The sequence below is a fragment of the uncultured Chryseobacterium sp. genome (assembly GCF_936933875.1).
Lineage (GTDB): Bacteria > Bacteroidota > Bacteroidia > Flavobacteriales > Weeksellaceae > CAKZIK01.
On the sequence record NZ_CAKZIK010000030.1, the window covers coordinates 120,306 to 141,343 of the forward strand.

Consider the following 21,038-nt stretch of genomic DNA (forward strand, 5'->3'; position numbering starts at 1 on the left):
ACTATAATTCTTTCTTCAAAAACTTCCCAGTCAACGATTTTTTACTTTTCACAATTTCTTCTGGAGTTCCTTCTGCCACAATCATTCCGCCGTGTTTTCCGCCTTCCGGACCGATGTCGATAATGTAATCAGCGAGTTTAATAACATCCATATTGTGTTCGATGATAATGAAAGAGTTTCCAAGTTCAACGAGTTTATTAATCGCGTCCATCAAAACTTTTACGTCCTCAAAATGCAGTCCTGTTGTTGGTTCATCCAAAATATACAAAGTATTTCCTGTTTGCCTTTTGGAAAGCTCTGTTGCGAGTTTAATACGTTGCGCTTCTCCTCCACTCAACGTTGTAGACTGTTGTCCAAGCGTGATGTAACCCAAACCAACATCTTGTAAAGTTTTTACTTTGTTGAAAATTTTCGGAATTGGTGCGAAGAAATCTACGGCTTCATCAATGGTCATTTCTAAAACATCAGAAATCGATTTTCCCTTGTAACGCACTTCCAAAGTTTCTCGGTTGAAGCGCTTTCCGTTGCAGGTTTCGCAATGCACATAAACATCGGGAAGGAAATTCATTTCAATGACTTTCAAACCGCCCCCTTGACAAGTTTCACAACGTCCGCCTTTCACATTGAAAGAAAATCTTCCTGCTTTGTAACCACGAATTTTTGATTCGGGAAGTTCTGCAAAAAGATTACGGATATCGGTAAACATTCCGGTGTAGGTTGCGGGATTGGAACGGGGAGTTCTACCAATCGGAGTTTGGTCCACATCCACAATTTTATCTATATTGTCTAAACCATCCACTTTTTTGTAAGGCAACGGTTCCTGAACTGCGCGGTAAAAATGTCGGTTTAAAATTGGATACAAAGTACCGTTAATCAACGAAGATTTTCCACTGCCTGAAATTCCGGTTACAACCACCAGTTTTCCAAGTGGAACTTCAAGATTGACGTTTTTCAAATTATTTCCTGAAGCACCTTTTAGAACGATGGATTTTCCGTTTCCTTTTCGTCTTTCTGCAGGAATTTCAATTTTTCTTTTTCCTGAAATATAATCTGCGGTAATAGTTTTGGCCTTCAGAATGTCTTTCGGTTTTCCCTGCCACAAAATTTGGCCACCATGTTTTCCAGCTCTTGGGCCAATGTCCAGAACTTCGTCTGCTTCCAGAATCATGTCTTTATCGTGTTCCACAACCAAAACTGAATTTCCGATATCACGAAGATTTTTCAGTGAATTGATGAGTCTTTCGTTGTCACGTTGGTGAAGTCCGATTGATGGTTCATCCAAAATATAAAGTACATTTACGAGTTGCGAACCGATTTGCGTAGCCAAACGAATTCTTTGTGATTCGCCACCAGAAAGTGTTTTTGAACTTCGGCTTAAACTCAAATAATCTAAACCAACATCCAATAAAAATTGAAGTCTTGTTTCAATTTCTTTCAGAATTTCGTTGGCGATGATTTTATTTTTTTCGGAAAATTTATCTTTTACATCACGAAGCCAATCTTTCAAATCTGCCAAACTCAACGCATTGATTTCCGCGATATTTTTTCCGTCAATTTTGAAGCTCAAACTTGAAGGTTGTAAACGCGTTCCTTTACATTCCGGACAGGTTTCCTCGGTCGTGAAATGTCTTTCGAGCAAAATGGCGTCGTAACTTTCCTTGTCCTCAATCACCTCTTCAATAATCGGAACAAGCCCTTCAAAATTGACTTTAATTTTCTTTGAAATTCCGGCGTGTTTCAGTTCTTTGCTGATTTCCTTCTGAGCACCAAAATACATTAGTTCTAACGCTTCCTTCGGAATATCTTTGAAAGGCGTTGACAAATCTTTATCGAAGATTTCAAGAATATTTTTAATCTGCGCCAAAATCCATTTGTTGGATTTAATATCTTCTAAAGGCAACAAACCACCCTGATTGACCGAAAGTTTCGGGTTTTCTACAAAATAATTGGTATTAACTTTTTTAATGGTTCCCAAACCTTTACAGTTCGGGCAACTTCCTTTTGGAGAATTGAAGGAAAACGTGTTCGGTTCCGGCAAAGCTAAAGAAGCACCGGTATCGTCGTCCATGAGATTTTTTGAAAAATATTCAATATTGTCGCTTCCGAGTTTTTGAATTCCGATAATTCCTTCTCCCATTTCCATCGCGGTTCGCAGCGATTTTTCCATGCGATTTTCTGTGGCGGATTCGCCGATAATCCAACGGTCAATCACAATATCAATATCGTGGGTTTTGTATCGGTCGAGTTTTAAATCGTATTCAATATCCTGAAGTTCACCATCAATTCTTGCCTGTCCATAACCTTTTTTCGCCATTTGCACGAACAGTTCATGATAATGTCCTTTTCGGGAACGAACAACCGGCGCCAACAGCATAATTTTTTCGCCTTTGTAATTTTCTTTGATGGTTTCCAGAATTTGTTCTTCGGTGTAACTCACCAATTTTTTTCCCGAAGTCAAAGAATAAGCATCGGAAACTCTGGCGAAAAGCAAACGCAAAAAATCGTACAATTCCGTCACAGTTCCAACGGTAGAACGTGGATTTTTGTTCGTTGTTTTTTGCTCAATTGCAATTACGGGAGAAAGTCCTTCAATTTTATCGACATCCGGTCTTTCCAAACCGCCCAAAAACTGTCTCGCATAGGCAGAAAACGTTTCGATATAACGCCTTTGTCCTTCCGCAAAAATGGTATCAAAAGCCAGTGAAGATTTTCCCGAACCTGAAAGTCCGGTTATGACCACGAGTTCGTTGCGCGGAATTTTAACGTCGATGTTCTTGAGGTTGTGTTCACGGGCACCGTAAACTTCGATATATTCTTTTTCTTCTTTCATTTTCACTTTAAAATTCATCCGAAAATCAAACTTTGTCAAAGAGGTAAAACTTTGACAAAGTGAAATTCAGAATCTTGCAAAAATACGGAATTTTAAGAAGAAAAGTTACATAACTTCTGAACGAAATTACATTAAAATACTATCTTGAAACCGCAGGAATTACAGGCAAACTTACATTGCCGGTTTCATTTACACTTTGCACAGCGAAGAAGTAATTATCCTTAGAAAATGGCAGTTTCATCTGTACATCTTTGGTGAAAATTTTCTTTTGCCAAACGGAAGAATCTGTTTCTCGGACCAAAATATGATACCCCTGAACTTTTCCGAATTTTGGTTGTTCCCAACTCAACGTGGTGGTGTTCGTTAAATTTTTCACATCCATTTTTACATTTTCGGGTTTAGATGGCGCTTTGGCGAGATTGGCAAGAGTGGCAACGTTAATGGCAGTGTTTTTTCTTAAATATTCAAAATCCATAAACTCGATTAAGTCTCCGAACATTTTGCCGTTTTCAGTTCTTAAATCCTGATGTTGATGGTCGTAATTTTCAAAATACTCGGTTAAGCGAACAGCTGGGAATCCTGCATTTACAAATGAAGTATGGTCGCCACCACGAAGAAAACGGTCGTTTCTGTAAATGAGTTTCACTTCAATATTTTTCACATAATTTTCTCCGGTTTCTTTGATGTATCGAGCCAACTGTCGGGAATCTCCATCGTTTTCCAAACCTAGATTTCTGACCGCTTGTGCTCTATTATCGAGTTCAAATTGAGGTAAACCTTCGGAGAAAACACGAAGAACTTTATCGTTAATTTCTCCCGTTTCTCCGGCTTTGGTATTTCCAATCATGTCGTTATTTAAGACGCCTTCAATTTGCCAGTTTTCCGCTTTGTATTTTTCGGCCATCATTTTCGAACCAAGAAGCGACTGTTCTTCACCGGAAAATGCTACAAAAATAATCGTCGCTGGAAATTTGGATTTGCTTAAAACTCTAGCACCTTCAATAACAGCAGCAACTCCACTTCCATCGTCGTTTGCGCCGGGTGCAATTGCAGTGGAATTCATTACATCAGAAACACGGGAATCCAAATGACCGCCAATAATAAACACTCTTTTGTCTTCTGGATTTGTTCCTTTTAAAATAGCAACAGAATTTCCAAGATTAATGGCTTTGTCAACGCGTTTTCCATCGGGTTGAATGTCTTGATTTTGTAGAAAAACTTCCATTCTTCCACCCGAATTTTTAGAATAATCTCTGAATTTTTTTAAAACCCAATTTCTTGCTGCACCAATTCCCCGCTTTTTATCGGTTGTTGAGCTCAATGTATGTCGTGTTCCGAAAGAAACCAGTTTTGTAATGTGAGATTTTAAAGAATCTGCATTGACTTGCGAAACGTATTGACGGATTTCCGCATCGTTATCAGTTTTAGTTTGAGCGAAAAGTAAAGTTGGAAATAATAAAAGGACGCAAAGCTTTTTCATTTTTTTTAGTAGTTTGAATCATTAAAATTAGTCAATTTCTTGGTTTTCATCGTGGCTAAAATTCCATACATTAAAATCATTGAAATGACTGAAAGAATAGAACCTTCAAAACCAAAATTTCCTCCCGTCCAAACATTCTGTTCGAGATGAGAAAAATTCAGAACCGAATAAAAATCTTGGCCCGAAACATTGTAGCCAACCATGGTTTGAAGCCAGTTCCAACCCCAATGAAGACAGGTAACGAACCAAATGTTTTTTGTTTTTAAATAAGCATAACCAATAATAATTCCTGCGAAAAATATTTCGAGAATGGCAATAACACTTAGATTGGGATTCATTAAGTGAAATGCTGCGAATATGAAGGAAGAAAATAACAATGCTTTAATTTCAGTAGTTTTCTGAAAGAATTTGGTCATGATGTACCCACGGAAGACGATTTCTTCGATAAAAGCTGCGAAGAAAAGTGCAATTGAAATATAAATAAAATCTGAATTAAAAACTAAATCATCTTTCAATTCAATCTGATTCAAAAATAAAAGTAGAACAAAAAACAGCCAGATAAAAATTCCGCCCAAAACAAAACCCTGCAACCATTGATTTGGATTAAAACTAAAGCCTAAACTGTTCAGTTTTTCTCTATCAAAGCTCAGAAAAAGCCAGGTTAAAAGCAGTGTGAAAGCAGCCCCAAAAATTTCCATCCACATCATTTGAAAGGGATTGCTGTCAAACGATTTTGCCATCATTTCTTTATAAGACAAACCACTAATCAAAGCTCCAAGCGATTGCCCTAATCCGAAGCAAATAAAGAAACCGATGATATATAAAAAGATTCTGAGAAAGAGTTTCATTTTTAAATTTTATTTAAATGTATAAAATAAAACCTTTTGTGCATTTAAGATTAAATATTAACGCAAAGTTTGCAAAGAATTTATCTTATTGTAAATCATTATATTAAGGTCGCAAAGGCACTTCGTTCAGCAAAACTAAGAATCAAAAGAAAAAATTTCAATTGCTAACTTTGCGAACTCTTCTAAAGTATTTTTTAAAATGCCTTAGCGTCCTTTGCGTTATAATTCTGTTAATCAGAAAGTTATTTTTTTTCTAAATGCACATCGGGGTAAAATAAAGAATATATGGATAAAATTTGTCATTCTGACGTAGGAAGAATCTTTTAATAATAACAGATTCTTCACTCTACTTCTGAACTTCGTTCGCAAACTTTTACTTTTTGTTCAGAATGATAAAATGAGAATTTAATGAGAGAAAAATCATTTAATTTAAAAATAAAAGCAGAATGTGTAACCTTTTGTAATTATTCATCGTATAATAAATTGTAACCCTAAAACAGGGCGAATTTTTAGAATGAGACAGCTTAAAATTACAAAGCAGGTAACCAACAGGGAAACTGCATCATTAGACAAGTATCTTCAGGAAATTGGTAAAGTAGATCTAATTACAGCCGACGAAGAAGTGGAATTGGCACAGCGCATTAGAGCCGGAGACAGAGCCGCTCTTGAAAAATTAATTAAAGCCAACCTTCGTTTCGTGGTTTCTGTGTCGAAACAGTACCAAAATCAGGGACTTTCTCTTCCGGATTTAATTAATGAAGGGAACTTAGGTTTGATGAAAGCTGCAAAAAGATACGACGAAACAAGAGGTTTCAAATTTATCTCTTACGCCGTTTGGTGGATTCGTCAAAGTATTTTGCAGGCACTTGCTGAACAGTCGAGAATTGTAAGATTGCCACTGAATAAAATTGGTTCCATCAATAAAATCAACAAAGCTTATGCTCACCTGGAGCAGGAAAACGAAAGACCACCTTCTCCGGAAGAATTGGCTGAAGTTTTGGATATGAGCGAGGAAGACATTAAGGAATCTATGAAAAATTCCGGTCGTCACTTATCAATGGATGCTCCATTGGTGGAAGGTGAAGATTCTAACCTTTACGACGTTTTGCGTTCGGGTGAATCTCCAAGTCCGGATAAAGATTTGATGTTGGAATCTCTGCAAATCGAGATTGAAAGAGCACTTCAAACTTTAACGCCAAGAGAAGCAGATTTGGTAAGACTGTATTTCGGTTTGAACGGTAAACATCCCATGACTTTGGAAGAAATTGGTGAAACTTTCGATTTGACGAGAGAACGTGTTCGTCAGATTAAAGAAAAAGCAATCAAAAGACTTAAGCATAACACAAGAAGCAAGATTTTGAAATCTTATCTTGGGAAATAATTTTCAGAAAATATTGAGGAGCCGCGATTTATCGCGGCTTTTTTATTTTTCCACAGACTGAACAGATTTTAACGGATTTGTCATTGCGAGGAATGAAACGCAGTGGAATGACGTGGCAATCATTCCTCCCGCTGATTGTGCAGAATCTTTTTACCCCACTTGGAAATTTTTCTTCGCCAGTTCTTTTCTAACGCGGCTTAAACTTTCCGGCGTAATTCCCAGATATGATGCGACCATCCATTGTGGAACGCGCAGCATTAAATCCGGATACATTTTGATGAAATTCATGTAGCGTTCTTCGGCTGTTTCCGCGAGTAAAGAATTCACGCGATTTTGAAGATTTCGGATGTGTTTTTGAAGCAACAAATCATTATTGATAATGGTTCCGGGAAAATTCAATTTTAATTCCGGGAAAAATTCCGGTTCCAAAAGCATAATGGTTGAATCTTCCACTGCTTCAATATAATATTTGGATTTTTCGCTGAAAAACATAGAACCACGGTCACTTATTAACCATTTTTCCGGTGCAAACTGAATGATGTGTTCTTTCCCGTTTTTGTCGATGGAATACATTCTCAACAAGCCTTTTTCTACAAAAAAAGTGTGATGACAAACATCGCCTTCCTGCAGCAAAAATTCGCCTTTTTTCACCTGCTTTTCGGTGTAATGCGACTGACATTGAGCTGCACTTTCCAAAGGAATGTCCAGAATCTCGGATAAATAATGATGAATATTCGTCATAGCTAAACCAAAGATAGCGAAATACTTTGATGCGATGCGTCTTTCACGGCTTTTCCGTTTTCCAGAACAATCATTTGTGGACTTTGATGTTCTACTTCAAAATCGTCCGCAATTTTGTTTGAAATGTTTCTGTGAGCCAATAAGTCCAGCAAGTAAAATGAAACAGCCTTATCTGAATTCTGTACTTCCCTTTCAAAATTTTTCAACACCGTCTTGCTGATAAAACATCTTGTTGAATGCTTAAAAAGCACCACTTTTTTCCCGAAAGATTCTTTCACAGCTGTTTCCAGATCTGCTTCTGATGAAATGTTTTTCCAGAAATCAGGTTTCGAATTTTCTTCGCTGCTTCCTCCAAAAATTTTATCTAAAAAGCTCATACCCCAAATTGTTTTAAGTGATGATTTAAATGTTTGTGTTCTAAAAATCCCCAATCGTATTTCGTCATATTCCCGAAAAGTTCGTGATGTGAAAGCAGGTTTCCTTTTTCTGATCTTTCTAAAAATTCGTCCAAAGTGGTCAGTAAATCTGCTCTGCTTTTTTCAAAATTACAGTTTTCCGAGACTTTTACTTCCTTAAAAGTAGGCATGTTATGTGGAATTCCGTTGTTGAAGATTTTCATTTCCCATTTTGTGATGGTTCCGATTGTCTTGATGATGAAATTTCTTTTCGGTAAAATAATTTTCCCTAAACCTACCTGCAAAATTTTATCGCAATGGCGAAACATTTGCGCTGAATTCATCTTTCCCCACGTCGGTTCAGATTTTTCAGAAACCAAAGAAATCCTACGTTTAATTTCCTCAAAATCTTTTGGATTAAAAAGACTTTTCATTTTACCAGCCTTTCTCTTTTTTCAAGTTTTCGATGTGCGCGTAATGATGGTCGCAATGCCATGCGTAAAAAGCCAAACTTTCGCGCAAAGTGATCGATTTTTTCTGTTCAGGATGAAAGAAAGTGCTTTCATCAAACTCGCGGTTGGTTAAAGATTTTAGCTCTTTTACCCAACGTTTATGCAAACCTTTCAGAATTTGCAATGCCGGTTCAATAGGCATATTTATGCTATCCTGAAGTTCTGCCCAAGCTGCTTCGTCATAAGGTTTAATCGTTGGATTATTTTCCGTTAAAGCCAGTTTGAAACGAATGTAAGAATTCATGTGACTGTCCGAAAGATGGTTGACCAATTGACGAACTGTCCAACCACCTTCTCTATATTGTGTATCCAGTTGCTCATCGTTCCAGTCTTCTACCAAATTTTTTAGTTTTGACGGAAAGTTTTTCAAGATTTTAGTGTTGTCATCAATATCAATGTCTGAAATATTGTTTGGAATCTCAAATTTCCCGATGGGATATTTTTTATGTTCTAAATTGTCCATTTTTATTGTAAAGTTTGACTTTTTGGCTGTAAAATTTCTTTGGCAGCAATTTTGAGTTTTGATGCGTAAATTTACCTGAAAAATTTTGTATCCATTTACAAAATATTAAATTTAATTATTATTTAAATGAAAAAAGCACTTATCGTAGTTGATGTTCAGAATGATTTTTGTGAAGGCGGCGCTTTGGCGGTTCCGGGAGCAGATGCTGTAATTCCTTACATCAACGAACTGATTGAACAAAACGAATACGACCAGATCATTTTTACTCAGGATTGGCATCCTGCAAACCATAAAAGTTTTGCTTCCACGAATGGAAAAAAAGTTGGTGACACCATTAATTTAAACGGAGTTCCACAATTTATGTGGCCAGACCATTGTGTACAGGGAACTTTTGGCGCTGAATTTCATAAAGATTTGAAAATTCCTGAAGGTGCACACATCGTTCAGAAAGGAAAAAATCCGGAGTTTGACAGTTACAGCGGATTTCAGGACAATAACCATTTTGTTAAAACTGATTTGGACGATTTCTTAAAATATCATGATATTCAGTTAGTTGAAATTGCAGGTTTGGCGATGGATTACTGCGTAAAATTTACGTGTCTTGATGCTGTTCAGAACGGTTATATTACGTGTCTTCATTTCAACGGAACAAAAGCGGTCAACGTAAAACCTGAAAATGGTCGTGATGCGGTTTATCAGATGGTTGAAAACGGCGTTACGGTTTTAGGATAAAATAAAAAAGTCCGGCATTTTTCATTAATGTCGGACTTCTCTTTTAATTCCCGTTTCAAGGGATGAATTCAAATATAGAATTCGTTTGTAATAAGCAGAACTACTTTCTGCATTGTTCGTTTTCGGATTGCTCTTTTCTTATAATCCCCAAATTTCTTGTAGTAAAGTTAAAAATAAAAAAAGTGAAAAACCAAATTTTCCACTCTTTTATTATGCTGTGCAATGCAATTTTTTCTAAAGCATTTTCAAGTTGTTAACTTCCAATTCGGTAAGGATTCTCCAATGTCCACGCTTGATGTTTTTCTTGGTTAAACCTGCAAACATTACTCTGTCCAAAGCTTCCACTTCATAACCCAATTTTTGGAAAATTCTTCTGATAACGCGGTTCCAACCAATGTGGATTTCGATACCGATTTCGTTTTTCGGTTTACCGTCAATATATGAAATGCTGTCCACTTCTGCTACACCTTCTTCCAAACGAATTCCTTCAAGAATTGAATTCATGTCGGCTCTGTCCAATTTTCTGTCCAAAGTAACATGGTAAATTTTCTTCATGTTGAAGGAAGGATGCGTTAATTTTTTGGTTAAATGTCCATCATTCGTCAACAAGATAACTCCGGTGGTAGAACGGTCCAATCTCCCGACTGGGAAAACTCTGTATGGAGAAGCGTTGGCAACTAAATCCATTACCGTTTTTCTTGCTTTTTCGTCTTTTGTTGTGGAAATATAACCTTTAGGTTTGTTCAATAAAACATAAACCGGTTTTTCAGGAGTGATGCTTTGTCCGTCGAAAACTACTTTATCAGTTTTCTGAACTTGGTAACCCATTTCGTTCACCACTTTTCCGTTGACTGTTACCAATCCCTGTTCGATTAGTTCATCAGCTTCTCTCCTGCTGCAAATTCCGGAATTAGCAATGTATTTATTAAGACGGATGGTGTCTTTATGTAAATCTTTATCGATTTTGTTCAGCTTACGACGCTGTACGAAAGATTTTGCGCGGTCTTCATCCTTATCTCCAAATTTGTTGAAAGGTTTTTTTGGACCGAATTTACGGTCGCCTTTTTCGTACTTCTCGCGGGAATCGAAATTTCTTCCTGTCTTTCTGCCTGTAGTAGGTTTCCTGAAAGATTTTTCGAAAGATTTTGCCTCAGATTCGGACATTAATCTTGGTTCGCGTGGCGGCTTTGAAGATGTTTTGGGTTTTGATGTTTCAGATTTTGGAGCACGTGATGGTCCCGAACTTCCTGTTTTGGAAACTCTTGGTCTTCTTGGTCTCTCGTTACTGCTTTTATCTCGGCTCATGTTCTGAAATTTTTGCAAAGATAGGGATTTTTTGTGAGGAACGATGGATGTTGGATGTTGGGTGCTTGATGAAGGGTGATGGAAGTTTGGAGCATGAAGCGGAAAGAAAAAAGTTCTGATGTGAAAAGTGGTTTTTAAAAAGCCAAATTATTGTTTTGAAGACGGAACTGCGGCCCGGATGGAAGCGGTTACCCCACAGTGAAGCCGCGGAGCGAAGCGGAGCGGCGAAACGAGGAGTATGAGCGTACAGCCGGAAATGACCGCCATAAAAATAGTAGAAGATGTCATTCGACGAAGTCAATTGTCCGCCCAAAAAAGTCACAAAAAAAGTCCGAACAGGAAGTCCGGACTTTGAAATTTTATGATGGAAAAATTATCCTCTCAGTGCTTTGATTTTCTCGTTCAATGCAGGAATAATCTGGAACGCATCTCCTACAACCCCGTAATCCGCGGACTTGAAGAAAGGAGCTTCTGGATCGTTATTGATTACTACAATGGTTTTTGAAGAGTTAACTCCCGCCAAATGCTGAATTGCGCCCGAAATCCCAACCGCAATATACAGGTTTGGAGAAATTGCCTTTCCGGTTTGTCCAACGTGCTCCGTGTGAGGTCTCCAACCGATATCTGAAACCGGCTTCGAACAAGCTGTTGCCGCTCCCAAAGTATTCGCCAAATCTTCAATCATTCCCCAATTTTCAGGACCTTTCATACCACGACCTGCAGAAACTACCACTTCAGCTTCTTTCAAATCCAATTTCCCTGAACTTTGCTCGTGAGATAGAACTTTGGTATCTTCATTGGCAACTGCCAAATCTTTTACTTCTTCAGTTCCTGCAACCGCATTTTCCCTAATACCGAAAGCGTTTTGAGAAACCGTAACGATAACGCCTGTTCCCTCTGCTTTTGCATGCATAAATCCTTTTCCGGAGAACGCTCTTCTCTTTACCTGGAACGGAGAAAGGCTTTCCGGAGCAGCCAATGCATTGGTGATTAATGAAAAATTCTTTTGAATTGCCAACATTGGTGCAATAGAAGATGCATCTGTAGTATGAGGGAAAACAATGATGTTTCCGTCTGAAACTTCATTTACAGCCTGTGCATAAGCTTTTGCGCTGAAGTTTTTAAGTCCTTCATCTTTAATATTGATGACTTTAGACGCTCCATATTTGTAAAGATTGTCTGAAGAATCTGTAGGATTTACTGAAACTGCTGTTACGGTATCTCCCAATTGGTCTGCAATAGATTTTGCATAAGAAACAGCTTCTAATGCTGCTTTCTTATATACTCCGTTTATATTTTCTGCGTAAACAAATACTGCCATTTTTTGATTTTTTAAATTTTAGTTTTAATTAAAAATCCTTCGACTTCGCTCAGGATGACAATTAGATTACTTTTGCTTCTTCGTGAAGTAATCTTACCAATTCGTCCAAATTATCAGGAGAAACCAATTTCACTGCTGCTCTTGGTGGAACTGCATCGAAAGAAACACCCTGAACTTTTACTTCAGAAGAAGTTGGTTCTGCAACCTGCAAAGGTTTCGTTCTTGCAGACATAATTCCTCTCATGTTTGGGATAATGAGTTCTTTTTCGTCTACCAAGCCTTTTTGTCCGGCAATAACTGCAGGAAGTTTTACAGAAATGGTTTCTTTACCGCCTTCGATTTCTCTTACAGCAGTTGCTTCTGCACCGTTAACTTCTAAACCTACAGCAGCGTTTACAAATGGCTGGTTTAATAACTGAGCCAACATGCCCGGAACTGAACCTCCGTTATAATCAATAGATTCTTTTCCACAAAGTACTAAATCGTAACCTCCGTTTTGCGCGATCGCAGCAATTTCTTTTGCAGTTTGGAAACTGTCTTTCGGCTCAACGTTTACTCTAACTCCGTCATTTGCTCCGATGGCCAAAGCTTTTCTGATAACAGCCTCCGTTTCTGCACCTCCAACGTTCAATACCGTTACGGTTGCTCCCTGAGATTCCTGCAACTTGATCGCTTTTGTTAAAGCAAATTCGTCCAACGGATTAATAACCCACTGAATTCCGTTTTTGTCGAAAGCAGACTTGTCTGCTGTAAAGTTGATTTTGGAAGTAGTATCCGGAACACTACTGATACAAACTAATATTTTCATGTTTTAATAATTATTCTTTTTAATTTTCGCTAAGATAAAAATAAAAGTACTATGCATGCATAATATTTTCATAAATTTTTATTTGATACATAGGTTATCATTTTGGTTTTGATGGTCTTACCTCTATTTTACTTGGTAACGTTCGAGGATTCATCTTCAATACATCCAAAATTAATTCGCCGATATCTTCGGGCTGAATTTTCCATTCGTCTTTTTCGGAAGGCTCATTTCCATTGAAATTGGTGGAAACTGAACCCGGCATAATCGTAGAAACCTTGATGTTGTACTTCCTTAAATCGAGCATTGCTGCCTGTGTAAAACCAACCACCCCAAATTTTGATGCATTGTAGCCCGTTCCGTTTTCGAAAAAATTGGCTCCGGCTAAACTTGCAATCGTAATATAATAACCTTCAGCTTTTTTTAATTCTTCAAGAGAAGCTTTTAAAGTATGAAAAACTCCGGTGAGATTGGTATCAATCATTTGGTTCCATTCATCCGAGGAAAGTTCTTCCACCGACTTAAAAATTCCAATTCCGGCATTCGCGATGACATAATCTAAGCTTCCGAATTTTTCTTTGATTTGAGCAACAGCGTTTTCTTCATCCGAAAGATTTTTTACATTCGACACGATGCCTATAACATTGGGTGAAATTTTTTGCAGTTCCTGAACTGCTTTTGCAACATCTTCTTCTTTTCTTCCGCTAATCGCAACTGCAATATTGGCTTTCGACAGCACTTCTGCAACGCCGTATCCGATTCCTTTTGTACCTCCTGTAATGTATGCTACTTTCATATTCTTAATTTCCCTAAAGATAAAAAAAACGCCCCAATTGTGGGACGTTTTAACGTTTTTTAATATCTGCAAATTACATTTTTGCGTAATTTTCAAAGAACAATGGAATACTTTCAATTCCTTTATAGAAATTAAATAATCCATAATGTTCATTTGGAGAGTGTATCGCATCAGAATCCAAACCGAATCCCATCAAAACACATTTTGCTCCCAAAACTTTTTCGAACATCGAAGTAATCGGAATACTTCCACCACTTCTGTAAGGCAAAACTTCTTTACCAAAAGCAGTTTCCATAGCCTTCTTAGCTGCTAAAAATTCTTTAGTATCGCTTGGTAAAACATAAGGCATTCCACCATGATGTGGGGTTACTTTTACTTTCACATTGTCCGGAGCGATTTTCTCAAAATATTTGGTGAATTTTTCTGTGATTTCATCATCCGTTTGGTAAGGAACTAAACGCATAGAAATTTTTGCAAAAGCTTTGCTTGGAATAACCGTTTTCGCACCTTCTCCTGTGTAACCTCCCCAAATTCCGTTGCAATCTAAAGTTGGACGGATAGAAGTTCTTTCTAAAGTAGTATATCCTTTTTCACCTTCTACGCCTTTCAAACCAATAGAATTTTTGAATTCTTCAGGGTTGTCTTTCAGTTTGTTCATTTCGGCTCTTTCTTCGTCAGAAACTACCAAAACGTTATCGTAGAAACCATCAATCGTGATGTGTCCGTCTTCATCAATTAGTTTTGAAATCATCCTCGAAAGTACATGAATTGGATTCGGAACTGCACCACCATAAAGCCCGGAATGCAAATCTCTGTTAGGACCTTCCACTTCCACTTCCATATAACTTAAACCACGCAAACCAGTTGTAACCGTCGGTTGTTCCAAAGAATAAATGTGAGTATCGGAAATCAGAATAACATCACACGATAATTTTTCTTTGTTTTCATTGACGAAATCTCCCAAACTTACAGAACCAACTTCTTCTTCGCCTTCCAAAATAAATTTAACATTACAAGGAACGCCGTTGGTTTTCATCATCGCTTCAAAAGCTTTAATGTGCATAAAAAACTGTCCTTTATCATCCGCAGAACCACGCCCAAAAATAGCACCTTCAGGATGAAGTTCTGTCTTTTCAATATAAGGTTCGAAAGGAGGTTTTTTCCATAAATCCAAAGGATCCGGAGGTTGTACATCGTAATGTCCGTAAACCAAAACAGTTGGCAAATCTTTATTGATGATTTTCTCACCGAAAACAATAGGATTTCCTTTTGTATGACAAACTTCTACGTTGTCTGCTCCAGCATTTTTAAGATGTTCAGCACAAACTTCAGCGCATTTTAAAACATCGTTTTTGTAAGCCGGGTCTGCACTGATGGATGCAATTTTTATCAACTCGAAAAGTTCGTCAACGTAGCGTTGTTTATTTTCGTTAATGTAATTAAGTGTTTCCTGCATTTTTACTTTAATTTTTTAATTATTTGAAGTGTTGTAAAAATAAAAAAAATGTCCTGCAGAAGCAAGACATTTAATATTTATTAAGAGTGATTTACTTGGTAAATCTTACTGCCATTTTTCTGTCAACTGCTCTTTCAGCATCAGAAGCTTTAGCATCTACGGTTGCAAATTTGCTTCCATAACCTTCTGAAGAAACAACCTGTCCACCAACGCCCAATTTAGAAAGCTCTCCTTTGATGAAGTTGGCTCTGTCCTGAGAAAGTTTTACGTTTGCAGCTTCGTTACCGGTTTTATCAGTATAACCACCGATTTTGATTTTTGCATCAGGATAAGCTTTCAAAATTTTTGCAAGGTTATCCAACTGTTCCCGAGAACCTGCTTCCAACTGATTTGCTGAACCCATTTTGAAATTTACCTGATCGAAATTGTACCACACATCTTTCAACCCTTCTTCAGTTGCAGTTGCGTAAGCTCCACCTTTCAGGTAAGTTGCCATTTTGTCTTCAAGACCATTCGCGTGAGCTTTCAAAGTAATACCTTCAATTTCAATTTCTTTTTCGGGTGCAGCTTCAGCAGAACCATGTTCTCCGTGTCCTTGTGCAGCAGTGTTTCCGTGAGCACCACCAACTTGATGATCATCACTGTATCTTTCAACACCCGGTTCAAGTTTAAGAACGTCTTTGTTTCCGCTTTGAGGAACTTTTTTACAGCTTAATACCAATCCTGCAACGGCTACAGCCAATATTACTTTTTTCATTCTGTTTATTTTGATTGCCCCAAAACTACGAAATATTGCAATTTTCAACAAAATTTTTATCTCGATTTTAAAATAATTTTTCCTTTTGTACTCTGGGTAAAAATGAGATAAGAACTTCCTCCATCCGAAATTTTATATTTTTTCTTGATTTCTTCCGGCGACAAAGGATGATTTTTCGAAATAATATTATACTTCTCTCCTTTCTTGATTAGTTTTGAATCTACTGCTTCAACTTCCAAAATTCTTCCCGGGAAATTTTCTATTTTTTCATTTGAGGTATAAAAATGAGTATTGGGATGAAGTTTTTTCACTTTAAATTTCTCAGAAACCGAATTGAATGCACCTGATTTTAAAACTGAATTATTAGGAATATAAAGGTGTTTCAATGGTTCTGAAAATTCGGATTGTGCGCGTTTTTCTTCATCAAAATTGAATTCAAAATCAGCATCATCGCTTTCTAAATTAATACATTTAATTGCAATAGAACCTTTAAATTCTTTTTTGAGATAAAGAACTAATTCCTTCACTTCGTTTCGAACTGCAATAATGTGTATTTCCGAGATGTTTTTTATTTCTGAAATGAGATAGGAAATATCAATCAGTGGCGATAGTTTCACCATTATTTCGTCCGAAATTTCAAACAGTTTATCCTGAATTTCAATAATATTTGGCGATAAATCTTCGAGCAGAAATTTCTTGTTTTTATTTTCGTCGCGTCTTGCCGGATCTAGATAAATTAAATCAAATTTTTCTTTATTATTTTCTAAAAAATCTTCGAGATTGGTATTTAGAAATTGGGCTTTTCGACCTAAAATATTCCAGTTGTTTTCAACGATTTTGATGAGTTCAGGATTTTTTTCAATTAAAGTAATATTCTCAAAATTTTCAGACAGAAAATAAGCATCAATCCCGAAACCACAAGTTAAATCGATAAAATTTTTTCCTTTGAGATTTGTGGCTTTGTATATGGCTGTTGGTTCTGAAGAAGCCTGCTCCAGATTGAGGTTTGGTGGAAAAATGATGTCGTCTTTCATTAAAAATGGAAACTTTTTGACAGCGACTTTTTTTCCTTTAATCTGCTGAACAATTTCCTGCATCGTAACGTCCGGAAAAGGCGATTTTTTCAATAACAAAGAATGCAAATCCGTGTTAAGATTTGCATTGATAAATTTTTGTATTTCTGTATTTAAAATTTTGGAATTCACTACTCAAACATTTCAGCCAAACGCACGGATTTTATTTCTCTTTCAGAATATAAATCTCCTGCAGATTTTGTTTTGTTAAGTTTTGGGTATAAGTTGACACCAATTATTTTCAGTTTCCCCTCTTCTACCCAATTTTGTTCTTTTACAGCTTGTTCATATATTTTTTTCTGAATCAAACCTGTTTTCAAAATTTCACAATAACCTCCTGTTTCCTCGATTTCAAGGAAGAATTGCCAAGATTTTTCTGCGAACTGCATCGTTAAATCTTCAATGTAATAACTTCCGTTTCCGGCATCTTCAAATACATTAATGATACTTTCGTAAGCCAAAACAATCTGCTGCTTGAAAGAAATTTCTTCAGAAAGTTCGTTTTGGTTTTCTAATTTATAATTATTGGAAAACACTGCATCTGCACCTCCAATCATGGCTGCAGAAAGCTCAAGTGTAGAACGGATGAGATTATTTTCTTCGTCGTTTTTCGCTTTGTTCCTTAAAGAAGTCTCCGCAAAAATATACGGAACTTCATTCAAGCCAAATTCTTTGGAAAGTTGATTGAAAACGAGTTTAAAAGCCCGGATTTTAGAAATTTCAAAGAAATAATTTCCACCAACAGCAAATCTGAAAACGATATGTCGCAAAACTTCCGAACCGAAATTCTCTGTCAGTTCTTTTGTTTTAGCTAAAGCAATTCCAAGCTGTTGGTAAATTGCAGCTCCCGAATTTTGATGAAGTGAAACATCAACGCCGATATTTCTGTCAAAAGATTTTGCTAAAAGTTCCTTTCCTAAATTGAGATTGATTTCGCCTTTTTCATTATCAGAAAAAAGGTCAACCAAACAAAAATAGCTGTTGTTATCGTCCGGTGTAAGGTGTTCTGCTAAATCTTTATTATTGATGAATATTGATTTTTCGTCTAAATCCTCAACATTTTCATCCAAAAGAAAAGCGAAAATATTTTCTTCGGCACCTTCGTGATAGGTAGAAACCAACTGCGTGGATTCTTCAACCTTCGGAAGATTTTTCAAAGGCTTTGAAACGTTATCGTAGTAGGGTTTTACAGTGATACCTTCAAGATTTTCCTTTTTCAGTACTGCATAAATATCATCAGTTTTCAACTGTTTCTGTACGAGGCTTTCCCAATCCTGAAGTGAAATTTTCGAAGACATTTTTGTTATTTTTTTGCAATTTTAGAACTGTCCACAACCAAAATAAAGATTTCTTCATTCGGTTTTTTCATGAAATAATTTTCACGGGCAAATTTCTCCTTCTCGGATTTGTTGTTCATGAGTTTTTTATAGAAATCGTCGTTCTTTTTGTATTCGGTTTTGTAATAATCCAGCTGTTCCTCATATTTGTTAATTTCGCCGTTTAACTCATTAATTACGAGGAATGAAGTGCTGTCGAAAAAGACCATCCAAACTAAAAATAAAAAAATCGTGATGAAATATTTGTTCAGAACATATTTCCTGGCAAATTTCATGAGTGGTGTCCTCGGTTTGATATCTTTAATTAGGTTCTCTTCCATTTTTAGTGTGTTTTTTTGAGGGTATTGTTGATAACCGTTGATAGAAAATCAATCGCAACCGTATTTTGCTTCATGTTCGGAACAATTAAATCTGCTTCGTTTTTTGAAGGTTCAATAAATTCCTGATGCATTGGTTTCAAAGTCGTTTGATAGCGGTGTAAAACTTCCTGCAAATCTCTACCTCTTTCCTGCGTATCGCGACGAATTCTTCGGATTAACCTTTCGTCTGAGTCTGCGTGTACAAAAACTTTCAAATCATATTCCTTCAAAAGCTCTTTGTTGGTTAAAACCAAAATTCCTTCCACAATCAGAACATTTTTAGGCTCCACTGTAACGTGGTCTCCGGTTCTGGAATGGGTTACAAAACTGTACAAAGGCTGTTCAATGGCTTCGTTGTTTTTTAAAGCTTTTACGTGGGAAATCAAAAGGTCAAAATCGATGGATTTTGGATGGTCATAATTCAGCATTTCTCTTTCAGAAAGGGTAAGGTGTTGATTGTCATGATAATAATTGTCCTGAGAAAGAACATTCACGCCTTCGACATTAAGTTGCTGAAGAATTTTATTAACAACAGTAGTTTTACCGGAACCGGTGCCTCCTGCAATTCCTATTACAAGCATTGATAAGTTTTTACAAATATAGTATTTTGCAGTACTTCCGCAAATAAAAAGCAGCAGTTTTTTGGGCTGAAAAAGTATAGGTTTAACCGTTCGGTTCAAGCCCCAAAATATAATAGAAAACAGCCAAAACCCTGGCTAAAAATTCTCGCGATTGGTTCCGGTAAAAACTTTCAGGTCTTTGACTTTCTTGAGCGTCGAAAGCAAGCGCATTCATATTAATAGAACGCGCGAAAAACAACGCACGAAGATTGTGATATCCCTGTGAAACAATGATGATATTATTCTGCTCGTAAATTTCTTTGCATCTTTTAACAGAAAGCTGAGTTTTAAAGCCTTTCGTGTCCATCGTTATAATTTCTTCCGGAACGCCTTCCTGATAAACCAAATAATTTCTCATCGCAGTTGGTTCGTCATAGCCTTTCGATTTTTCACCACTTACGATAATTTTTTTCACTTTTCCGTGATGATACAACAATGCTGCAGCGTCCATTCGGTAAACAAAATAAGGATTTGCCAGTCCGGATTTCATTTTCGGAGATGTTCCCAAAACTAAGGCAGTTTCGCGAGGTGGAATTTTAGAAATCTTGTTATAACTTCTACCATTCGTTAAAGCAAATACCCAAATATTTGCCAAAAGCATCAGCAAAACAGCCAACTCAATGGTCGCAAAAAATGATTTGAATATGTCGAGAATTATTTTCAAAATTTCTTTTAAATTAAATCAAAATTTCTTTTAAATTAAATCAAAATCTACTTTAACAGATTTGCTTAAAACTACTGACATACAAGCTAATATATGTCCTTTTTCTTCTTCTTTTTCGGTAAGGTATTCATTTTCCAACAGTTCAACGTCGCCTTCAATTAATTTACATTCGCAGCTTCCGCAAATTCCCGATTTACAGGAATAAGGAACCGGAAATTTCTGAATGAGAAGTTGCTGTAATAGTCGGGTTTTATTGTCTTGTAGCTGGGTTTGATATTGTTTCCCAAAAATCTTAAAATCCACCGAAATATCTTCTACCAAAGGAAATTCTTTTTCCTGAGGATAAATATCTTCATTAAATTCTTCAAACAGTTCAAAATGAATATTTTTCTTTGGAATTCCGTTATTGAAACAGGCATTAGCCAGAGATTTTATCATCTCTCCTTTTCCGCAAATTAACACTTCGTCTACAGAATCCCAAAGCGTAACTTCCTCATCCGTGTCATCAATCATCATCATTTGGTTAATGATCAGGTTAAGTTTTTTTTCGTTGAGTCTGCCCTCAAATAGGGCGTTTCCAATTTTTTCCCTTGAAAAAAAGTAATGAATTTCTAGTCGGTTGGAATATTTGCTCTGCAGTTCGTCGAGTTCTTTTTTAAAAACGACTTCATCCATACTTTTGTTTCCGTAAAAAAGCAAAAGCCTCGATCTTGGTTCGTTGTGAAGAATATTTTTGAAATGACTTAAAACCGGAGTAATTCCAATTCCGCCCGCAAAACCAATAATCGTTCGGAATTCGTGCGGTTTGGAAACCAAAGTAAACCTTCCCTGTGGTTCGGAAACTTCTAGTTCATCACCAATCTGATAATTTTCAAATAAATCTTTAGTGGAACTTTTTTCGGAATTGATTTTAATTCCTAGTGAAATCTTCTCCTCAAAAGGTGCGGAAGTAATGGAATAATCATTGTAAAAATCTTTACCGTCCGAAAGGTATTTTAAAGTAACAAACTGTCCTGCTTCAAAATGATACAAAGATTTCAGGCTTTCCGGAACCTCGAATTCTAGCCCGAAAGTGCTTTTGGTCAGTTGTTTTTTTTTCGTTATTTTTAGCCGATGAAAACGGGCTTGCTTTTGCTTCGGTAGAAGTTTTTCCATATCGATTT

At 36.7% G+C, this 21,038-nt stretch carries 21 protein-coding genes; 2 read left to right on the top strand and 19 right to left on the bottom strand.

What is annotated here, in order from left to right:
* Window position 1 precedes the first annotated feature (1 nt).
* From uvrA to Q0252_RS05740, 3 genes are all read right to left on the bottom strand, one after another.
* The gene (uvrA, locus tag Q0252_RS05730; RefSeq protein WP_297984574.1) at window positions 2-2,830 is read right to left on the bottom strand and encodes an excinuclease ABC subunit UvrA; all 2,829 of its coding nucleotides are present in this window, start codon (window positions 2,828-2,830) and stop codon (window positions 2-4) included.
* A gap of 139 nt (window positions 2,831-2,969) precedes the next feature.
* Window positions 2,970-4,310 carry a M28 family metallopeptidase gene (locus Q0252_RS05735; RefSeq protein WP_297984575.1) on the bottom strand — a complete coding sequence of 447 codons (1,341 nt, stop codon included), beginning with the start codon at window positions 4,308-4,310 and terminating at the stop codon, window positions 2,970-2,972.
* A 5-nt stretch (window positions 4,311-4,315) separates the two neighbouring features.
* On the bottom strand, window positions 4,316-5,158 hold the full coding sequence (locus Q0252_RS05740; RefSeq protein WP_297984576.1) for a CPBP family intramembrane glutamic endopeptidase: 843 nt from the start codon (window positions 5,156-5,158) through the stop codon (window positions 4,316-4,318).
* Between the two features lie 514 nt (window positions 5,159-5,672).
* On the opposite strand from Q0252_RS05740, the gene Q0252_RS05745 reads away from it, so the two are divergent.
* Complete coding sequence (locus Q0252_RS05745) at window positions 5,673-6,539, top strand: RNA polymerase sigma factor RpoD/SigA (protein ID WP_297984577.1); 867 nt, start codon at window positions 5,673-5,675, stop codon at window positions 6,537-6,539.
* A gap of 150 nt (window positions 6,540-6,689) precedes the next feature.
* Here Q0252_RS05745 and Q0252_RS05750 read toward each other — a convergent pair whose 3' ends face one another.
* Genes Q0252_RS05750 through Q0252_RS05765 form a run of 4 tightly spaced genes read right to left on the bottom strand, consistent with a single transcriptional unit; the run spans window position 6,690 to window position 8,650 of the window.
* Window positions 6,690-7,280 carry a Crp/Fnr family transcriptional regulator gene (locus tag Q0252_RS05750; protein ID WP_297984578.1) on the bottom strand — a complete coding sequence of 197 codons (591 nt, stop codon included), beginning with the start codon at window positions 7,278-7,280 and terminating at the stop codon, window positions 6,690-6,692.
* 2 nt (window positions 7,281-7,282) lie between these two features.
* Complete coding sequence (ytxJ, locus tag Q0252_RS05755) at window positions 7,283-7,657, bottom strand: bacillithiol system redox-active protein YtxJ (protein ID WP_297984579.1); 375 nt, start codon at window positions 7,655-7,657, stop codon at window positions 7,283-7,285.
* Complete coding sequence (locus Q0252_RS05760; RefSeq protein ID WP_297984580.1) at window positions 7,654-8,109, bottom strand: DUF1569 domain-containing protein; 456 nt, start codon at window positions 8,107-8,109, stop codon at window positions 7,654-7,656. The genes ytxJ and Q0252_RS05760 overlap by 4 nt, the downstream gene beginning before the upstream one ends.
* A gap of 1 nt (window position 8,110) precedes the next feature.
* Complete coding sequence (locus Q0252_RS05765; protein WP_297984581.1) at window positions 8,111-8,650, bottom strand: YfiT family bacillithiol transferase; 540 nt, start codon at window positions 8,648-8,650, stop codon at window positions 8,111-8,113.
* A 126-nt stretch (window positions 8,651-8,776) separates the two neighbouring features.
* Between Q0252_RS05765 and pncA the strand changes: the two genes are divergently transcribed.
* Window positions 8,777-9,382, top strand: coding sequence for a bifunctional nicotinamidase/pyrazinamidase (gene pncA / locus Q0252_RS05770; protein ID WP_297984582.1), 606 nt, complete (start codon window positions 8,777-8,779; stop codon window positions 9,380-9,382).
* 234 nt (window positions 9,383-9,616) lie between these two features.
* Here pncA and Q0252_RS05775 read toward each other — a convergent pair whose 3' ends face one another.
* The 12 genes from Q0252_RS05775 to Q0252_RS05830 all read right to left on the bottom strand — a co-directional run bounded on the left by Q0252_RS05775 (window position 9,617) and on the right by Q0252_RS05830 (window position 21,030).
* Window positions 9,617-10,687 (bottom strand): pseudouridine synthase, encoded by a 1,071-nt coding sequence (locus tag Q0252_RS05775; RefSeq protein WP_297984583.1) that lies wholly within the window; start codon window positions 10,685-10,687, stop codon window positions 9,617-9,619.
* 373 nt (window positions 10,688-11,060) lie between these two features.
* The gene (locus Q0252_RS05780; protein WP_297984584.1) at window positions 11,061-12,008 is read right to left on the bottom strand and encodes an electron transfer flavoprotein subunit alpha/FixB family protein; all 948 of its coding nucleotides are present in this window, start codon (window positions 12,006-12,008) and stop codon (window positions 11,061-11,063) included.
* 61 nt (window positions 12,009-12,069) lie between these two features.
* A complete protein-coding gene (locus Q0252_RS05785; RefSeq protein WP_297984585.1) occupies window positions 12,070-12,816 on the bottom strand; it encodes an electron transfer flavoprotein subunit beta/FixA family protein in 747 nt (248 codons plus the stop codon).
* A 97-nt stretch (window positions 12,817-12,913) separates the two neighbouring features.
* Complete coding sequence (locus Q0252_RS05790) at window positions 12,914-13,609, bottom strand: SDR family oxidoreductase (RefSeq protein ID WP_297984586.1); 696 nt, start codon at window positions 13,607-13,609, stop codon at window positions 12,914-12,916.
* A gap of 73 nt (window positions 13,610-13,682) precedes the next feature.
* Window positions 13,683-15,065 carry a dipeptidase gene (locus tag Q0252_RS05795; protein WP_297984587.1) on the bottom strand — a complete coding sequence of 461 codons (1,383 nt, stop codon included), beginning with the start codon at window positions 15,063-15,065 and terminating at the stop codon, window positions 13,683-13,685.
* A 91-nt stretch (window positions 15,066-15,156) separates the two neighbouring features.
* Complete coding sequence (locus tag Q0252_RS05800) at window positions 15,157-15,822, bottom strand: OmpA family protein (protein ID WP_297984588.1); 666 nt, start codon at window positions 15,820-15,822, stop codon at window positions 15,157-15,159.
* Between the two features lie 56 nt (window positions 15,823-15,878).
* Entirely contained in the window at window positions 15,879-16,949 is a 1,071-nt protein-coding gene (locus Q0252_RS05805; protein ID WP_297984589.1) for a class I SAM-dependent methyltransferase, read from the bottom strand.
* 77 nt (window positions 16,950-17,026) lie between these two features.
* Window positions 17,027-18,193 (bottom strand): methylmalonyl-CoA mutase family protein, encoded by a 1,167-nt coding sequence (locus tag Q0252_RS05810; protein WP_297984590.1) that lies wholly within the window; start codon window positions 18,191-18,193, stop codon window positions 17,027-17,029.
* A gap of 5 nt (window positions 18,194-18,198) precedes the next feature.
* Entirely contained in the window at window positions 18,199-18,552 is a 354-nt protein-coding gene (locus tag Q0252_RS05815) for a septum formation initiator family protein (protein WP_297984591.1), read from the bottom strand.
* 2 nt (window positions 18,553-18,554) lie between these two features.
* Window positions 18,555-19,172 (bottom strand): uridine kinase, encoded by a 618-nt coding sequence (gene udk, locus Q0252_RS05820; RefSeq protein WP_297984592.1) that lies wholly within the window; start codon window positions 19,170-19,172, stop codon window positions 18,555-18,557.
* Between the two features lie 82 nt (window positions 19,173-19,254).
* Window positions 19,255-19,875, bottom strand: a complete 621-nt coding sequence (locus Q0252_RS05825) for an ElyC/SanA/YdcF family protein (protein ID WP_297984593.1) — start codon at window positions 19,873-19,875, stop codon at window positions 19,255-19,257.
* A gap of 30 nt (window positions 19,876-19,905) precedes the next feature.
* A complete protein-coding gene (locus tag Q0252_RS05830) occupies window positions 19,906-21,030 on the bottom strand; it encodes a 2Fe-2S iron-sulfur cluster-binding protein (RefSeq protein WP_297984594.1) in 1,125 nt (374 codons plus the stop codon).
* Between the last annotated feature and the right edge of the window lie 8 nt (window positions 21,031-21,038).

What these genes read in the sequence shown, in the direction of transcription:
- uvrA (WP_297984574.1), bottom strand. Translation starts at nt 2,830, where the DNA reads ATGAAAGAAGAAAAAGAATATATCGAAGTTTACGGTGCCCGTGAACAC.
- Q0252_RS05735 (WP_297984575.1), bottom strand. Translation starts at nt 4,310, where the DNA reads ATGAAAAAGCTTTGCGTCCTTTTATTATTTCCAACTTTACTTTTCGCT.
- Q0252_RS05740 (WP_297984576.1), bottom strand. Translation starts at nt 5,158, where the DNA reads ATGAAACTCTTTCTCAGAATCTTTTTATATATCATCGGTTTCTTTATT.
- Q0252_RS05745 (WP_297984577.1), top strand. Translation starts at nt 5,673, where the DNA reads ATGAGACAGCTTAAAATTACAAAGCAGGTAACCAACAGGGAAACTGCA.
- Q0252_RS05750 (WP_297984578.1), bottom strand. Translation starts at nt 7,280, where the DNA reads ATGACGAATATTCATCATTATTTATCCGAGATTCTGGACATTCCTTTG.
- ytxJ (WP_297984579.1), bottom strand. Translation starts at nt 7,657, where the DNA reads ATGAGCTTTTTAGATAAAATTTTTGGAGGAAGCAGCGAAGAAAATTCG.
- Q0252_RS05760 (WP_297984580.1), bottom strand. Translation starts at nt 8,109, where the DNA reads ATGAAAAGTCTTTTTAATCCAAAAGATTTTGAGGAAATTAAACGTAGG.
- Q0252_RS05765 (WP_297984581.1), bottom strand. Translation starts at nt 8,650, where the DNA reads ATGGACAATTTAGAACATAAAAAATATCCCATCGGGAAATTTGAGATT.
- pncA (WP_297984582.1), top strand. Translation starts at nt 8,777, where the DNA reads ATGAAAAAAGCACTTATCGTAGTTGATGTTCAGAATGATTTTTGTGAA.
- Q0252_RS05775 (WP_297984583.1), bottom strand. Translation starts at nt 10,687, where the DNA reads ATGAGCCGAGATAAAAGCAGTAACGAGAGACCAAGAAGACCAAGAGTT.
- Q0252_RS05780 (WP_297984584.1), bottom strand. Translation starts at nt 12,008, where the DNA reads ATGGCAGTATTTGTTTACGCAGAAAATATAAACGGAGTATATAAGAAA.
- Q0252_RS05785 (WP_297984585.1), bottom strand. Translation starts at nt 12,816, where the DNA reads ATGAAAATATTAGTTTGTATCAGTAGTGTTCCGGATACTACTTCCAAA.
- Q0252_RS05790 (WP_297984586.1), bottom strand. Translation starts at nt 13,609, where the DNA reads ATGAAAGTAGCATACATTACAGGAGGTACAAAAGGAATCGGATACGGC.
- Q0252_RS05795 (WP_297984587.1), bottom strand. Translation starts at nt 15,065, where the DNA reads ATGCAGGAAACACTTAATTACATTAACGAAAATAAACAACGCTACGTT.
- Q0252_RS05800 (WP_297984588.1), bottom strand. Translation starts at nt 15,822, where the DNA reads ATGAAAAAAGTAATATTGGCTGTAGCCGTTGCAGGATTGGTATTAAGC.
- Q0252_RS05810 (WP_297984590.1), bottom strand. Translation starts at nt 18,193, where the DNA reads ATGTCTTCGAAAATTTCACTTCAGGATTGGGAAAGCCTCGTACAGAAA.
- Q0252_RS05815 (WP_297984591.1), bottom strand. Translation starts at nt 18,552, where the DNA reads ATGGAAGAGAACCTAATTAAAGATATCAAACCGAGGACACCACTCATG.
- udk (WP_297984592.1), bottom strand. Translation starts at nt 19,172, where the DNA reads ATGCTTGTAATAGGAATTGCAGGAGGCACCGGTTCCGGTAAAACTACT.
- Q0252_RS05830 (WP_297984594.1), bottom strand. Translation starts at nt 21,030, where the DNA reads ATGGAAAAACTTCTACCGAAGCAAAAGCAAGCCCGTTTTCATCGGCTA.